10 protein-coding genes, 16 tRNA genes, 1 rRNA gene, 1 pseudogene and 1 riboswitch are annotated in these 15,749 nt (G+C 43.8%); of the genes and pseudogenes, 4 read left to right on the forward strand and 24 right to left on the reverse strand.

Going from position 1 to position 15,749, the window contains the following annotated elements; translation table 11 throughout:
* Window positions 1-135: 135 nt before the first annotated feature.
* A riboswitch (TPP riboswitch) is annotated at window positions 136-244 on the reverse strand.
* A 94-nt stretch (window positions 245-338) separates the two neighbouring features.
* Together aroD and M1E03_RS16735 are read right to left on the reverse strand one after the other, a co-directional pair.
* Window positions 339-1,103, reverse strand: coding sequence for a type I 3-dehydroquinate dehydratase (gene aroD / locus M1E03_RS16730; protein ID WP_031305076.1), 765 nt, complete (start codon window positions 1,101-1,103; stop codon window positions 339-341).
* Window positions 1,104-1,230: 127 nt separating this feature from the next.
* Window positions 1,231-1,800, reverse strand: a complete 570-nt coding sequence (locus M1E03_RS16735) for a TetR/AcrR family transcriptional regulator (RefSeq protein ID WP_035339157.1) — start codon at window positions 1,798-1,800, stop codon at window positions 1,231-1,233.
* 109 nt (window positions 1,801-1,909) lie between these two features.
* On the opposite strand from M1E03_RS16735, the gene M1E03_RS16740 reads away from it, so the two are divergent.
* A complete protein-coding gene (locus M1E03_RS16740; RefSeq protein ID WP_025811881.1) occupies window positions 1,910-2,425 on the forward strand; it encodes an HXXEE domain-containing protein in 516 nt (171 codons plus the stop codon).
* Between the two features lie 224 nt (window positions 2,426-2,649).
* Here M1E03_RS16740 and M1E03_RS16745 read toward each other — a convergent pair whose 3' ends face one another.
* From M1E03_RS16745 to M1E03_RS16755, 3 genes are all read right to left on the reverse strand, one after another.
* Entirely contained in the window at window positions 2,650-5,457 is a 2,808-nt protein-coding gene (locus M1E03_RS16745; RefSeq protein WP_458110530.1) for a M14 family metallopeptidase, read from the reverse strand.
* Window positions 5,458-5,678: 221 nt separating this feature from the next.
* A complete protein-coding gene (locus tag M1E03_RS16750) occupies window positions 5,679-7,004 on the reverse strand; it encodes a TGS domain-containing protein (protein ID WP_025811885.1) in 1,326 nt (441 codons plus the stop codon).
* Between the two features lie 765 nt (window positions 7,005-7,769).
* A complete protein-coding gene (locus M1E03_RS16755; RefSeq protein WP_328056267.1) occupies window positions 7,770-8,831 on the reverse strand; it encodes a Rap family tetratricopeptide repeat protein in 1,062 nt (353 codons plus the stop codon).
* Window positions 8,832-9,211: 380 nt separating this feature from the next.
* On the opposite strand from M1E03_RS16755, the gene M1E03_RS16760 reads away from it, so the two are divergent.
* The 3 genes and pseudogenes from M1E03_RS16760 to M1E03_RS16770 all read left to right on the forward strand — a co-directional run.
* Complete coding sequence (locus M1E03_RS16760) at window positions 9,212-10,801, forward strand: ribonuclease YeeF family protein (RefSeq protein ID WP_025811893.1); 1,590 nt, start codon at window positions 9,212-9,214, stop codon at window positions 10,799-10,801.
* Window positions 10,802-10,813: 12 nt separating this feature from the next.
* Entirely contained in the window at window positions 10,814-11,104 is a 291-nt protein-coding gene (locus M1E03_RS16765) for a contact-dependent growth inhibition system immunity protein (RefSeq protein ID WP_025811895.1), read from the forward strand.
* A 334-nt stretch (window positions 11,105-11,438) separates the two neighbouring features.
* Window positions 11,439-11,636, forward strand: a pseudogene (locus M1E03_RS16770) (hypothetical protein); the annotation flags it as partial.
* A gap of 296 nt (window positions 11,637-11,932) precedes the next feature.
* Here M1E03_RS16770 and M1E03_RS16775 read toward each other — a convergent pair.
* From M1E03_RS16775 to rrf, 19 genes are all read right to left on the reverse strand, one after another.
* A complete protein-coding gene (locus M1E03_RS16775) occupies window positions 11,933-12,070 on the reverse strand; it encodes a hypothetical protein (RefSeq protein ID WP_011201590.1) in 138 nt (45 codons plus the stop codon).
* Window positions 12,071-13,165 carry a response regulator aspartate phosphatase gene (locus M1E03_RS16780; RefSeq protein WP_025811897.1) on the reverse strand — a complete coding sequence of 365 codons (1,095 nt, stop codon included), beginning with the start codon at window positions 13,163-13,165 and terminating at the stop codon, window positions 12,071-12,073. It abuts the gene before it with no gap.
* A 795-nt stretch (window positions 13,166-13,960) separates the two neighbouring features.
* A tRNA-Leu gene (locus tag M1E03_RS16785) sits at window positions 13,961-14,042 on the reverse strand.
* Between the two features lie 14 nt (window positions 14,043-14,056).
* A tRNA-Leu gene (locus M1E03_RS16790) sits at window positions 14,057-14,145 on the reverse strand.
* 12 nt (window positions 14,146-14,157) lie between these two features.
* A tRNA-Cys gene (locus M1E03_RS16795) sits at window positions 14,158-14,228 on the reverse strand.
* 14 nt (window positions 14,229-14,242) lie between these two features.
* Window positions 14,243-14,317: transfer RNA gene (locus M1E03_RS16800), tRNA-Gly, on the reverse strand.
* Between the two features lie 53 nt (window positions 14,318-14,370).
* Window positions 14,371-14,442 (reverse strand) — tRNA-Gln (locus tag M1E03_RS16805).
* An 8-nt stretch (window positions 14,443-14,450) separates the two neighbouring features.
* Window positions 14,451-14,523, reverse strand: a tRNA-His gene (locus M1E03_RS16810).
* A gap of 20 nt (window positions 14,524-14,543) precedes the next feature.
* Window positions 14,544-14,617, reverse strand: a tRNA-Trp gene (locus tag M1E03_RS16815).
* Between the two features lie 7 nt (window positions 14,618-14,624).
* Window positions 14,625-14,709, reverse strand: a tRNA-Tyr gene (locus M1E03_RS16820).
* A gap of 7 nt (window positions 14,710-14,716) precedes the next feature.
* Window positions 14,717-14,789 (reverse strand) — tRNA-Thr (locus M1E03_RS16825).
* Window positions 14,790-14,792: 3 nt separating this feature from the next.
* Window positions 14,793-14,868 (reverse strand) — tRNA-Phe (locus tag M1E03_RS16830).
* Window positions 14,869-14,878: 10 nt separating this feature from the next.
* Window positions 14,879-14,955, reverse strand: a tRNA-Asp gene (locus M1E03_RS16835).
* Between the two features lie 21 nt (window positions 14,956-14,976).
* Window positions 14,977-15,053, reverse strand: a tRNA-Met gene (locus M1E03_RS16840).
* A gap of 21 nt (window positions 15,054-15,074) precedes the next feature.
* Window positions 15,075-15,150, reverse strand: a tRNA-Val gene (locus M1E03_RS16845).
* Between the two features lie 178 nt (window positions 15,151-15,328).
* Window positions 15,329-15,403 (reverse strand) — tRNA-Glu (locus M1E03_RS16850).
* 14 nt (window positions 15,404-15,417) lie between these two features.
* Window positions 15,418-15,509, reverse strand: a tRNA-Ser gene (locus M1E03_RS16855).
* A gap of 6 nt (window positions 15,510-15,515) precedes the next feature.
* Window positions 15,516-15,590, reverse strand: a tRNA-Asn gene (locus M1E03_RS16860).
* A 9-nt stretch (window positions 15,591-15,599) separates the two neighbouring features.
* Window positions 15,600-15,715, reverse strand: a 5S ribosomal RNA gene (gene rrf, locus M1E03_RS16865).
* Window positions 15,716-15,749 lie beyond the last annotated feature (34 nt).

Here is a 15,749-nt window from a genome sequence, read left to right on the forward strand (position 1 = left end):
CCCTCTAAAAAATTGATCAGGACGAAACTCCGGAACAGCACCAGCACAAAAAAACCAGGATCATATGATGAACCTGGTTTTACAGTCAGTAAAATCACTGGAAGACAGACGGACCATACCCATTCCCCATCTTCTCCCGAATCCTTTTTACTTCCCCACGCTGGTACGAACCAGATCAGGTCCAAAGGGTTAAGAAACACATGTTTCTCTCTCAGCCCGCAGTCGGGCACCCCTAGTAAAGCTATTCAATTCATTTTTTATCGTAACACACCGATTTGGCAAGTGAAAAGGATGGAAAAATATATGAATCTTTTTCACTATAGCGGCACACCCAATTATTATAAATTGCGATGAAGCACATCAAGTATATGTTTCAAATCCGTCGCCTCAATTTGGCCAGGTGCGGATGCTTTTTTCGCTGCGCCGAACGTCACGGCCGAGCCAAATACCTCTCCGGCGAGCCGGCTGATCAAGCCTTTTCCGGCCATCGACATCGTGATAATCGGCCGCTTCGCATACCGCTCATGCATCATATGAGTCGCCTCAAGCAACACCAGCACATCTGCCGGTGTTTCAGGCATCACCGCGATCTTAGGGAAATCGGCGCCAAGATCCTGGGCTTTTCGGAGACGGGAAACGATCTCTTCCGCTCTCGGCGTCTTCCCGAAATCGTGGTTGGATATAATGACAAAGACATGCTGCATATGAGCCGCTTGAACCAGTTTTTCCACATGATGCTCTTCATTGAACAGCTCGACATCAATCACATCTGCCAGCCCTGTTTTGACTACGGCATGATTCAAGGAAAAGTAAAATTCCTTACTGACTTCTTTTTCGCCGCCTTCCTCCGCGCTGCGAAATGTAAATATCAACGGGATATCCTTTAAGATCTCCCGGATGTCAGCCAATACCTTTTTCACTTTGTCAACGTCTTCGACATCCTCAAAAAAATCCGCCCGCCATTCGGCAAGATCCGGATTAATCGATAGAAGAAAAGCAGCTTCTTCTTTCAATTGTTCATGCGTTTTTCCGATGAGCGGCACGCAAATTTTCGGGGCTCCTTCTCCGATGGCCACCCCTCTGATCTTCACCGTATTCAACAACGACCTCACTCCTGTTCTCTATATTACAAGGGTCTTTGCATTAACGGTACCGAAGATTGGCCGTAAGCACAAGCAGAAATTAAGAAAGAAGGCTAAACGCTTAAAGCACTCATATACCAACATGAGATCACCTTTCGATAGCTTGCTTGTTTAAAAATGAATCTACTATTCCTTGCAGAATATGACTCATTTCTTCAGGAGTTTCCTTCCGGCCTCTCTCAAACCATTTTGAAAGGATGTTCCAAAAGCCCCCTGCGCTGAATGAAAGCCCGTACTCCAAGTCGATTTTGCTTTTAAAATGAAAGGTTTCTTCTTTAAATTTTTTATGAAGATCCGGTAGAAGTTCATTATATTTCTCAACAATCAAATAAAACAAATGGTTCTGATGAAGGGCTTGTAAAAAATCGGCATGTCGGCTCCAAAAGTTGAAGTATGCATGTCCAAGACTGGATAAGTCAATATGTTTTTCCTGAACAATGTAATTGGAATACTCACTGCAAAGCTGCTCAAAATAGCGGTCTAATATATCTTTTTTTGAATGGAAATGCCGATAAAATGTTCTTCTGTCAAGCTGCGCTTTTTCCGCTATCTCTGTAATGGTGATGTCTGAAAAGCTTTTTTCCTTCATAAGCTCCAACAATGATAGCGTCAGCCAGCTTTTAGATTGCTGAGCTGTTTTTGAGGGCATTTGCTTCATATTCTCTCTCCTGTCGCGCTTTTTATGGCAATGTAGCACTTTTCGTTGGCTCATTGACTTTGTTCTCTATGAAATGTCACAATTGTGGCACATAAGAGGGGGAATGTAAATGGAAAACATGCAATTTATGGCTTGGATGCTGCCGATATTATTTATACTGCATGATTTTGAAGAGATGGTGATGGTCGAGGCATGGGGCAAAAGATATCGAAGCAAACTGAAACAACTGAAAAAAGCTCCATTCGGACATGCCAAAACCGCTTCTTTTGTTTGCGCTGTGCTCGAAGAATTTATACTAGCTGTTGGTGTAACTGTTCTCAGTATTTATTTTAATCAATATATTATCTGGTTTGGTTTCTTTTTTGCTTTTACTGTTCATTTCCTTGTTCACATCGTCCTATGGTTCAGATTTAAACATTATGTACCCGGCATATTAACGTCGATCTTTATGCTGCCATTTTGTTGCTATCTGCTGACCGCTGCCGCAGAGATAGAAAAATTCAGTTTTCCTGCAATGATCTTATCAGCCCTATCCGGAACACTTATCGTCTTTTTTAACCTTAAGTTTCTGCATAAAAAAATGGGGAGGATTCAAGAAAGGCTGGAAGCATATGGCCGCATATGAAAAGCAGGCACTTACGGAAGCTTCCTGCCCTTTGACTAGAAGCAAAGCAACCGATGAAGACCCGTCAGACACGAAAAAACTGCCCTTCAAAAGAAAGGCAGCATGATCTAAAATCATGGCACTGCTAACGATGGTTCAATGTTCGTTCCAAAGCTTGTCTATCCAGCTGTTTAGACGAGACACCTCCACTGCAGGAGCCGCTTGCACTTCAGCTGTCCAGCCTCTCATCGTTTTGATGATGGAGCATTTTCGGTTTTTCCGGGACCGGCATTGAAAATCGAATTCGCCAGCAACCGATATTGATGCTGCGGATGATCGTCATTGGTTAGATCGTTAGCGAAAACAGTTAAGTTCTTGTTGTTATCTTTATACGTGAAAGCCATAATCTTTCCTTTGGCAGCATCATGTCCAGGCCACCAGCCTGCCTTGAAGAAGTGATCTTCATCAGCAATCACCGCAAGCACTTTTGCCGTTTTAGGAACAGCGGTAATATAAGAACCAGTGACTGTGTAGAAGTATTCCTGTTTATTGTAAGGAGCTGTAATAGCATGATCTTGCATGACATTTGCCAAGAAGACGCCTTCGTATCTCTCCCATTCAGGTCCTTTAAAAGAAAATCCGGGGATCCACTTCTGAACATTCGTCATCCCCATGTTTCCAAATGCAATGTAAGGCTTTCCTTTATTAACATATTTAGAAGAGTCGAACGTATTGACAAGCACATCTGCGCCCGCCTGTTCTGGGGTGACGTTAAAGCCCAGATTTTTCAGTACATATGCCGCTTCACCCAGTGCTCCTACAGTAGAAGCCTTGAGGACTTTGCCGCTTGGTTTCTTATGGCCGGATGCGCTCACGTCAAGATAGTACTTGGAAGCCAATGGGGCCAGGTCCTTGTAGGCAACCGCGAAGTCGCCCGCTTGATAGCCTGATCCGCTCTTGGTGAGCATTGTAACGGTCTTGCCGGCTGCCAGTAACTCGTTGACTGCCTTTATCGCATCATTGCTTGTGTTCTGGATCAGCACATAAGCTGAGCGTTTTGGCATTTTAGTCCCCGGAAACGACACGGAGGTGATGGCAGAAGTCTTGCCTTTGAACACCCCGGCATCTCGAATTACATAACGGTCAAAACCTCGCATATCATGGAAATTTTGAATCATCTCACCGGCTATCATTTCATAATCAGATACATCTATTCCATCATACAAGACCAAGTTCGCGAGGCCGCGGTTTGCCTGGTGCATGTTTACAATAAATGATTCTGCCGGATATGTTTTTCCGTCAACGGTTACCGCTTTTGTTGATCGTTCAATCTTTACGCCGTTGCGAAGGAAGTACTCAACCATCTTATAGGTTTCCAACACATTCTTTTGAATATTTTTATCGACCGGCAGTACGTAATATTCCGGGAAGAAGTTTTGATTGCCCTGCCGCGGACGGCCGATCTCTTCGTTTTTGGCGTTGACCAAGTAATGATCGACAGCGCGATCATCGATATTGTCCACGCCGCGCTCGAATATTTTTAATTGGTTCAGAAACAGTTCTTCTTTTTTTTCCGCTACATATTTTGCAGCTGCCGCAGAACTGTAATACAGAGCTTTGGTAGACTCTTCATTCGACTCGGGCGTTTCCAGCGTGTGACCCATCGCACCGTGATACATGGCGAATGCAGCGGTATATGCTGCAGATGCATCATCCCATCCCGAAGCCGTGCCTTTTGACACATAATTTGGATCTTTCGCAGTTTTCCGATGTTCTTCATAAGGGACGTGATAGTAGTCATACTTCGTATTAGCAATCCCGGCCTCACCCATAGCCTTTGCCTGTTCCACCATGTGGTCAATCAAAAGGTCATACTCAACATTCGGGTTATGAGGCGGAGTAGAAGGCTCAATCAGGAAATTGGCATCGAACCCGTGCATATCCAGAAAAGACAGCGGCGACCACTTCGCGATTTGTTCCGTTACGCTGCGCGTTTCAGGCTGGGTTTGATAAGAATTATCCCGGTTCAAATCGAAATCCTCAGCATTGGAACGTGTTGTATGAACCCGGCCATCCGGGTTGTCCGTATAAACGAACAGGAAAAAAACATGTTCCAATGCATCATCTATATTCAACGTTGTCTTGCTTTTCTTGCCATTCGGCAGGACTGTATCGTACGTCATGCTCTTATCCAATGCCATTGACTTAAAGTAATTCATGATCGCATCGACGCCAGGCGCTTCATTCGGATGAATATTGTTCAACCAGATCGGCACCTGATAGTCGCCAAATGCGCCGGATTTAATGTCGGCCTGCAATTTCTTCGGGTCATTGAGCATGGCAGGGTGAGTCACCTTCTGATACTTATCGACAGCGGCTTTATCTTTGGCAAGCACTGTCAAATAGATATCACGGCCTTCGACCGATTTTCCAATAGAAGTCGTTTTGATATATCTGTTGTTTTTTTGCGCAGCTTTTGCTGTAACGGCATCGATCTCCGGTTTCAGCTCATCGTAAGTGCGGAAGCTGTCATATGGCGTCAATTTTACGGGAGCATGGGCAACCACTCGTCCGTTCACTGTTGCCGCCAAATCATATGTGCCCATCAGCGATGCGTATAGCGGACGTTGCAATCGCGGCTCTGACAGGTTGTCTGTATCGTATGGAAGATCGAAATTGATGTTAGCATGAACCTTGCCGTTGGTCACTTTTACATGGCTAACAGTAATGAAAGGTGCACCGCTGTAATCCCGGACCTTATATTTTTTCCATTGAGACAGCGGTTTGCCGTCATACGTCCAGCTTAAGCTCTTCACATCAACACCTTGCGGAAGCTTAAACGCAGCATGAAGCGTTCGTTTCTCTGTCATCGAAGCAACATTGTTGTCCAGTTTTAGCTTCTGAGATTTTTTAGTCTTTACTTTTGTCTGCTGACCGGACGCCGTCCCCTTGCCAGTCTGCGCCATAGCAACACCGGGGGTTATCGCTCCAAGCAGCATCATAAACGACAAAACCAAGATCAGATAACACTTTGTGAACGATTTCTTAAACATAGAAAAATGCCATCCCCATTTCGTGATATTTTCAAATTGCAAACTTGATAAGAGAAAACCATTACAAGAGTGAGGAGTTCTGGCTGCATTTCATTTGCCTGCCTCACACTCTGATTCAGCATGCCCTCCTCCTCCAATATCTTCCGGAGCTCCCGACAGGCTAACAGCCTGAAGGAACTGCCTCCTTAGACGGTTTCTTCTGGTAAAATGTTAAAGACCGCCTACCTGGATGTCGTCGTTCCCGTGACGGGTCCCAAGGTGCTGAAGGCCCGGTCAAAGCGGCGCATCGCTGTCTCAAGCGGACCGGCAGGAAGCCGTGCAATCAGCCACCCTGTCACCGTCACCATGGCCGCGACGAACAGATCACTGAATGGAATGGCCCCGATATCATACTTGGCCCCCGAGATTTCAAGAGTCCATATAACAACAAACTGAGCTGCATACATCGTCAACGCCACACGTCCGACTCCCGCGAACGGCTTTAACACGGCAGAGTTTTTCTGCGGCACGAGACATACCAATCCAAGCACCAGAAAGGCAACCCCAAGCCCCAGCATCGTCTGGAAAGTTGACGCACTGTGCGGAGCGATCGAAAGAAGATTGTGCCACAACGGCGGTGCCACGTTGTGCGGCCAGATTGCATACTGATCCGGCTCAGCGCCGGCGGTGCCTTGAACACTTACGAGCCACTCTTCGAATGAACGGCTCAGCCCCGGAAGAACGAAAGTGCCCAAAACTTTAGAGACGATAACCATGATTGTGCCGCTGCCCACTAGCGAGAGTGCGGTCCGCATCCTGGTCAAATCGAAGCGCCCGATTGCCATACCGGCGACAAAAGCGGGTGCAAGTGCGAGCGCCGACATCGGGCCGCCTGCCATATCACCAAGTAAGTATGCTTTCGACAGGACGCTGCCTCCGAGAATCATCAGCGGCGGGCTCACTGCAAGCAAAACAGCTGCTGTTGTAACTAACACACGTGTCGAACGACGAATCAGCACCAACGCCAGCACAAACAGTGCCGCATAAGCTGGCAAAATCACCCCGAACGGAGTATTCAGCATGATGAGAAGGTATCCTATAATATCGATAAATACCGCGCGGGCAAGCATCCGCGTCCGAAATGCGGCCGGCTCCATTCCTCGATCCAACATGCGCCCGGCCATGATCGAATAGGAGATGCCGCCGCAAAGCACAAATAGAAGCGTCGTATTCCCGGAAACGATTGAACCGTTCGTTTCGTTCAAGGCGAAGTGCTGCAAATACATCCCGATGACCGCCAGCCCCCGAGCTGCATCAAGTGCCACAATACGCCCTGTCCCCCGCGCTTTTTCACGCTTGAACTTCTGACCTTCAGCCGAGTCCCGGGTGACAATTTCAACGAGCGCACCGTCCTGAAGCGGAGTTGATAAATCTACAAGCTTTCCGTTTAATTTACCTGCAACCGCATTTTCCAGACCGCAGCTAATAGAAGCAGCGACATCTTCAATGCTTGCTTCCTCCTCAAATTCTCTGACGGACCCGTCAGGCAATTTAATGCGAATTGACAACTGTATTCCTCCTCAAAAAATTAATCCTTTACGTGTTCCATTGTTCCTTTGTCTATATCTAGATGAGATCTGGCTGTATTCAATATAGCGGGCAGATGTCGCTAAAGTTTGATCAACTTGTAAACAAAACGTAAAAAGGCGATCGGAGGATCGGGACATATCATTGCATAAAGAAAAGCACCTTGCTGATGACAAGGTGCCTTATTTCACGGTGCGATGAATGAAGAGTGCGGACAACAGTTGGTCATTGCGTTTATGTTGGCGGCTCTCCTTTTTGATGAGGAATAAACAAAAAGAGCGTTCCTTTTATATGGAACGCTCTTTCGTCGTTTGGCAATACGGTTTTCAGCGATATCAGTGGTCAGGGTGAATATACCCAGAGAACCATTGATATATCAAGGTTTTTGTCTGCCTTTGTACAAAATTTGCGCGAAAAATTTTAAATTGCTAATAATGCGGACCGTACATATTCAAAGATTGATATGATGAAAATTCCAACACAAGGGGCGAAGAAAAATGAGTATCAACACAATCGTTCTCGTTCTGCTTTATACAAGTCGTCCAAGATTTTGGCATAGGTTCGTTTTCAAACTAAAATAATTCTTTCACCAAAAAGGCAGGCCAACAAATGACCTGCCCAAACACAATTATGTTGCGAGCCTAGATGCCACAGAAAATTCTGCATGTTGTTGTTCAACAGATGTGTGAATGGAAGCGTCCGACACGACCAACAAGCCCAATGCAAGGGTCAGCGAAAGAAACAGCTTAGATTTCATACAGAAAGTCGCCCCTTTTGATTTGTTTCTGAGCCTGCACCATCTGATCATAAAAAAATATGGAATCATTTGGCCGCTCATTCCTAGTATAGAATAGAGCTGCTTCTAATGCCAGTTCCTCAAGATAGGGGTAACCACGACTATCCCGTAATGGTTTCATTGTTTCTAGTACCTCTGACTTATTAGCTGATTTTATATACAGTACTTCTAAAACGTCCAACAGACACAGGAATAATTCATCTTCAAATACCCGCGCACTTTCAAGCGCCTTTTCATAAAATTTTCGTCCTTCAATATTTTCGTTATTTCGAAAGTGAATTAAAGCCAAATCATAATAAGCCTGAGTCAGTTCCTTTGCCTTTATTTCCTTTGCTACATCAATCGCCTTATGAAAGTATTCAATAGCTTTTGTTGGTCTCTCCATTGCATTATAACAATATGCGACATTTAAAAGAGCCTTTGCAACGATCGCCTTGTTTTGAATGTCTTCCGCGGATTCCTTAGCGCTTAAAAGATGCGGTAAAGCTTGATCATGCGTTGATAAATCAATGTAATTCCCAGCAACAACGAATAGACAATTGATTCTTCGAATCACATATGCATCATAGGATTTATAAATATCATAAGCGAGAGACACATAATACATTGACATATGAGTTTGTTTCATATGATAAAACACTTCAGCCATCTTATAATAGAATTCTGCTTTTTCTATTTTATCTGAAACTTTCGTCAACTTTTTTTCCGCTGCTCTATAACCCTTAATTGCCTTTATGTATTTTCCTCGTGAAAAATGATACATTCCGGTGAAAAAGGAAAAATAGTATTCGAGCAAGCCTGACAATTTTCTTCCCTGTCCCTCAATTTCCCTAAGATAATCCGATTTGCTCAGCTTTTTTTCTGCCGGGAAAAGATATTCCAACATTAACTCATGTCTAAAATTCATAAGCTGATAATAGGAAAGCAAGTCTTGATCTTCTTCCATTCTTTCTATAGCTAAGTGAACTTCCGCCTTTAATTGTTCTGCTTCTATTACGTTTAATTTTTGAATTTCGTTGTACTAGCGGTTTATTTTGATTCCAACTTCAGAAGACGGGATAGTCTCCAACTGCCATCATTCCCTTCCAACTAACATCCTTTTTATGTAAAGATTAACATACAATTCATAATTGTAAAACTTCTATCATCCCAAAAAATGAGATTTTCGTGATACCGAAAGACAGATTTAAAACAAATGGCTTTTGGTTTAGTCACAGAGCCTAAAGAATGCTATAACAAACTTGTTTACGGTAATCGAAATGAATTAATAGAAGTAATGACCTAAGTCCAATGATTCATTTTCATGGTTGAACAGGATATATTCACCAAGTCCTTTCTATAAAGTGGTAAACTATATACTGATTGTAATGAAAAGTATTAGAGGAGAATGCCATGAAGACTCTGGATGTTCAGGCGCTTCACCCTGCAATTGATCAAACGCTGGAACAATTAAAACAACAATCAGACGAATTCGATAAAGTTAAAAAGGCCGTTGAGGGGATCACATCACTTGATGATGCTTTAAAAGGAAAAGGCGGCGACGCGATCCGCGCCTTTTACGAGGAATGTCACACCCCTTTTCTGCGGTTCTATGACACTTTCATAGAGGAATACAGTTCCACGCTGAAGAAAATGAAAAGCGCGTTGAATTCCCTGGAACCCAACCATAACGGATTTATTTCACAGCCCTTTCTCGAACACGAACTGGAGAATGGCTTAAATGCTGCTGATCGCACAACGAAACATTTGGTTTCTAAGGCCAACGCCACAATCGCAAAAGTCAGTCATATCGTTGATTTACCGGATTTGAATGACAGCGGTTTTCATGAACAGAATCAGAAAGCGTTAAAGGAAATCAGCACGACCCTTGAAAAGCTGCATGCGTTTGACCGCGAGCAAACCAACGCCCTCAAAACGGCTGAAAACGATCTTGAGACGATGCAAAAATACATGGCGCGGCTCGAAAAGATGTATACCGGCCCCAAAATTGAAATCACCGGTTATCAAAAAGGCGCGATTTTAAAGCCGGATGAGATGGATACCTTGAGTGGAAATCAAGAAACAGCAATGGGTGCCATGTTGAAAAAAGTCGGAGACAAAGAAGATGCGGACATTAACACACTCGCCAATCCAGATCGATTAAAAAAATTGGCGACACAAAAGGTTTCCAAGAAAGAGTACACCCAAGAGGAATTGAATGAACTGAAAAAAGATTATAGAGTATTTAACGATACGCTTTACCGGGCATACATAGATGGTGATACAATCGTTAAGATAGAACCCGCCTACACCCTTCCAGAGAATGTGGAAAAAAGCGACTTTGCTGAATATTTCGATACAGCGATGGAATTTACAGGTGTGTATGATGCAGTGAGAGCAGCGTTTGGATACGACCTTGCGACAGGCGAAATCGTTAAAGATAAAGGTGATCGTTTGATGGCCGCATTGAGTGTCACACCTTTTGGAAAGGCATTTAAGTACGGAAAGCGCGGCTTCAAGTTATTTAAAGGTGAAGAAGCGGCAAAGAACGTTTCTAAGGTAGATAAAGCCCAGAAGAGTAAAGATACAGTTAAACCAGGGGACAGTAGTCCCCTGGCACCAGGTGGTGGATTAGCAGCTCATGAATCCAAAAGAGGCCACTTAATCAAAAGGCATGTTGGGAAAACTGACGAGGAGTTATCCCAACGTTTAAAAAAAGATCTTAAAATCACTGGTTCATCTACTTTTAAAGATAGAGCTACAGCAGAAAAAGTCGCTAGTGAAGTATTGAAAGATCCCAAAAACATAAAAAAAGTAGAAAAGTGGTTATCAGACCCTAAAAGCAGGCCTACTCTTGCATTAAGATACAAAGGTAATGGAGATGTTCTTGGAAGAAGTATAGAAAGAGGCTCAAATACCGCAGAAGATGTTACGAATGCAAAAATAGTCTTGAAAAAGGGGAAAGATGGAGAGTATATTTTAACAGGATATCCAATAAAATAAAGGAGTTTCAATATGGAAGATAATTATGATATTTTTGAAGAGTTAAGTGATTTTTTGGATGGCACATTTCATCAGGATATGGGCTCCCCAGAACAAGCGCTGAATGAGTTTATTAGTGAATCCAGCAAAGAATGCTTGGCTTTCACAATACAATTTTGTCAAGAGTTTTTAAATAGTGACATATCTAATCAAGAGAAAGAAGACTTTATAAAATCGCACTGCGAAATTTATTTTCCTGCTATCGGATTAACTCCTATACAATGGTTAAAAAGTGTAATAGAGCAAATAAAAGAAGCTATTTAAAAGAAAAAGACTTGAAAGGCCCACTTTTTTACGAGAGGGCCTTTTTTATTACTTCAAGTAAGGATTCAAGTTTTGCCTTTGTCTTCGGCCCGTAAATGTTGTCGGCTTTCGCATATTGGTTCTTTACACCTCTAATACGCTTTTGAGGACTCTAATTTGTGGGGTAGTCACAGAAAACACGGCCCTATGCTGGCAGGCGAGGCATTGAATATACCAAATTTCAACGCCATTCTCCCTTTTCTCCTCCCGCAATAAAACCCCATGAACCTCACCGCAATACTCGCATTTCGATTCCATCCAGATCATCTCCCTAAAATAAAAGCGCCCTCCCGTAAGCGTGCTGCTTTATAGAAAGGTGTCAATTTATTATGTAAGTGAAAGGTTAGGACATGCTGATATAGAAACCACGTCAAATACATATGTTCACTTAATTAAAGAGCTTCGGGAAAGAGATGAAACTGAGACAGTAAACATTTTTGAAGATATGGCTGTTGAGGAAGTTGAAAAGCCTGAAGAAGTTGAGTATGTGTAAAGAATGTGCAAAACCATTTCAAATCATAACATTTTCTATCCAATTTAAAAGAGCTAAGGATACTGGTGGTCGGGGTCGAACCGACACTCCCGAAGGAACACGATTTTGAGTGGTGCCGATTCTATTAGAAAGCCTTAGTCCACAGTATATTCGATATAATAAGCCATTACGGTCTATCATGGCGTAAGATTCGTATTTTAGACATAACTATAGTATACAAATTCAAACTGCGAAAGGTAACCGAAAGCAAAAAAAGACGGCTGTAATAGCCGCCCTCTTACTGTTGTATTTTTGTTTTATGAGCCCGCTCCTCTTGAGGCAAGTAATGTTACTGAGTCTGCTGTTTGGATACTTTCTGCGAGGAAGTCTGCTGCGCTGGTTAAAACGAGTCCAAGCGATGCAGTAAGGAAAGCAGTTACAATAAGTTTTTTCATTTAAAGAACCTCCTTTCCTGTTAGTTTACTTGATTTTATTGCTTTTTCCAAGAAGTATGTGGAATATTTGTAATTATTTAATGAGCTGTAGACGTTGGCCACATCCTCAGCAAGCGCCTCAATGTCTACGTAAGCCTCCCTCTCCTCGAGCATTTCGATAAACTCTTTTACTTGCGGTACACCCTCGAGGGGAGCGCTATAGCATATATTTAAAATCGAGAATTTGAGCGAAAAGTTGATATTATTCGTTTTCTGAGCAAACTCAAAACCAAGATGAACCCACTTAAGCGCCTTATCAACCTCACCTATCTTATAAGTCGATCTAGCTGACTCGTATATGCACTGCATGTACATAATAGGCGCATTTTTTTCGATGTCATCTGTTTTAAATGAGAGGTCGAAATACTTGAGTGCTTCTTCGTGTTTATCCTCTTGAATTTTTAAAAAGCCGAGATCATAGTAGACAGCCGCCAGCAGATGATTATCGCCCATCTTGATCAGTCTTTCTGCGCAACTATTAAGCATATTTTCAGCTCTTGTTAAACGTCCGTCGTCTATATAATTGAGTGCGAGCAGCACCGTACAGTTTATCGACTGTGTCTTATATTCTTCATAAGCCCTATAGATGCTCTTCGCGATTGAAAGATGATGAAAAGAAAGTAGAGTTGTTTTAGTAAAATAATAGAGATTTCCAAGCTTATAATGAAACTCGGCCTTTTCGATTTCATCTTCGACATTATCGAGCTGCCGCTCGGCAACTCTAAAACAATTAAGCGCTTTAGAGTAGTTGCTCCTCGCACTTTCATACATTCCTTTAAAGAGAAAGTGATAGTATCTTAACAAACCGTCTGTCTTCGCCTTATCCTCAGCAATAGGCGGAAGCTGCGGCTCCCCCGCGACGTCTTCCATTAATACTCTGAACCTGTAATCAAGTAGATTAAAGTAAAGCAAAACGTCCTGATCTTCTTCCATTACGTTTAAAAGGCCTTTTATTCTGCCCCTAAGTTCTACGGCATTTGAGACATCTCTTTTTTTTATGTGAACATACCACTGATTGATGAGATTGGCTACGTTCACAGAGGCTACTGTTTTCATTGTCAAACCTCCCACACTTTACTGCCTCTATCGCTATGAGAACATTTTACAGAAAGTTGCCAATCTTTGCAAAGGAATTTGTATAATTTACTTTTCACCCTATAAATGGATATTAAAAAGTGAGGCTTGCCTATATAATTAACTGTGCAATTGCCGCCCGATGGAAAACTTATCTGTCCTTTTCTCAAATGTTTCTTATTTCAATGACAGACTCTCTATCGAGAGTAATAAACAGTGCGTCTCGACATACCCTCGGATAGAAATATACTTTTTAAGCTGCTTCTTCATTGTGGATGTAATCGATACATTTCTTTCATGATTCCCTTTTACCTTTCATACGTGTATGACTGATTCTTCTCTTCGATTTTACATCTGTTAAATTTTAGGATTACGAACTCATTCTCCCGAATACCTGTCTTCAATAAGAGCAGCATCATTGAATAGTCTCGGTTACCTGCGAATGTTCTAAGATTCAGCTGGCTTAAAAGTTGCTTCTCTTATTGTCGACTAAATTAGTGATCCGGTCTTTAAGGAGTTTTAGTACTCCTCTGCGTATATATCGAATGATATACCACTGCTCCTGACGAAGGATCGCCAGATATATTTTGCTCATGTAAGCTGCACCTTATTAAGCTCATTTCGATAATATCTCACGGTATGTTCCCACAGCTTCCGGAGCTCGCAGTCCTTAAGAAAAAATTCTTGCGGACTTGTTCAAAGATAAGGAATAAATAAAAAGAGCGTTCCCTTTGTAAGGAACGCTCTTTCATCGTTTGGCAATACGATGTTTAGTGATACCGGTGGTCGGGGTCGAACCGACACTCCCGAAGGAACACGATTTTGAGTCGTGCGCGTCTGCCAATTCCGCCACACCGGCATGTGTGTGATCAATGGTGCCGAGGGCCGGACTTGAACCGGCACGGTAGTCACCTACCGCAGGATTTTAAGTCCTGTGTGTCTGCCAATTCCACCACCCCGGCACGAGGCAAATAAGGCGACACCCGGATTCGAACCGGGGATAAAGGTTTTGCAGACCTCTGCCTTACCACTTGGCTATGCCGCCATCATTTTAAGAATTGGAGCGGAAGACGGGATTCGAACCCGCGACCCCCACCTTGGCAAGGTGGTGTTCTACCACTGAACTACTTCCGCATTTTAACTAATATTCATCTTATCATATGCAGGATGATAAAGAAAGATGAAAACTGGGCTAGCTGGATTCGAACCAGCGCATGACGGAGTCAAAGTCCGTTGCCTTACCGCTTGGCTATAGCCCAATATGAAGGGCGATTGATGGGAATCGAACCCACGAGTGCCAGAGCCACAATCTGGTGCGTTAACCACTTCGCCACAACCGCCATAAATTGTGAATTAAAATTGGCAGGGGCAGTAGGAATCGAACCCACACCGGAGGTTTTGGAGACCTCTGTTCTACCGTTAAACTATGCCCCTAAAAACATGGTGGAGGGGGACGGATTCGAACCGCCGAACCCTGAGGGAGCGGATTTACAGTCCGCCGCGTTTAGCCACTTCGCTACCCCTCCAAAACAGTGCCGGCCAGAGGACTTGAACCCCCAACCTACTGATTACAAGTCAGTTGCTCTACCAATTGAGCTAGACCGGCAAATGGTGGCTCGGGACGGAATCGAACCGCCGACACACGGATTTTCAGTCCGTTGCTCTACCAACTGAGCTACCGAGCCTTTATTTAAATGGCGGTCCGGACGGGACTCGAACCCGCGACCTCCTGCGTGACAGGCAGGCATTCTAACCAACTGAACTACCGGACCATTTTGGCAATGAATTTAATTTGGTTGCGGGGGCAGGATTTGAACCTGCGACCTTCGGGTTATGAGCCCGACGAGCTACCGAACTGCTCCACCCCGCGATAATATGATTTTCATAGAAATGGTGGAGGATGACGGGATCGAACCGCCGACCCTCTGCTTGTAAGGCAGATGCTCTCCCAGCTGAGCTAATCCTCCGCAGTACAGGACGTACAAGTGCATGCGTTGCAACAGGATGTTGCGATCTTAGCATGCCTTCCTTGCCTTTAAAAGTACAAGTGCACATTGCAACAGAGCGTTGCGTATTTAGCATACTTTCCTTTAAAAAACTTCGGTGTAAACCCTTATGCTTTTTAGCGTGCTGTCCAAAAAAGAATGGTGACCCGTACGGGATTCGAACCCGTGTTACCGCCGTGAAAGGGCGGTGTCTTAACCACTTGACCAACGGGCCAGATGTATTTAAAGTGGCGGAGAGCAAGGGATTCGAACCCTTGAGACGGCGTTGGCCGCCTACACGATTTCCAATCGTGCTCCTTCGACCACTCGGACAGCTCTCCAATAAATGGCTCCGCAGGCAGGATTCGAACCTGCGACCGATCGGTTAACAGCCGATAGCTCTACCACTGAGCTACTGCGGAATAATGCCTGCCTGGCGATGTCCTACTCTCACAGGGGGAATCCCCCAACTACCATCGGCGCTGAAGAGCTTAACTTCCGTGTTCGGCATGGGAACGGGTGTGACCTCTTCGCCATCATCACCAGACAATTTAGTGACAAAGATCATTATACTATGTATT

The organism is Bacillus sp. PK6-013 (genome assembly GCF_054161445.1).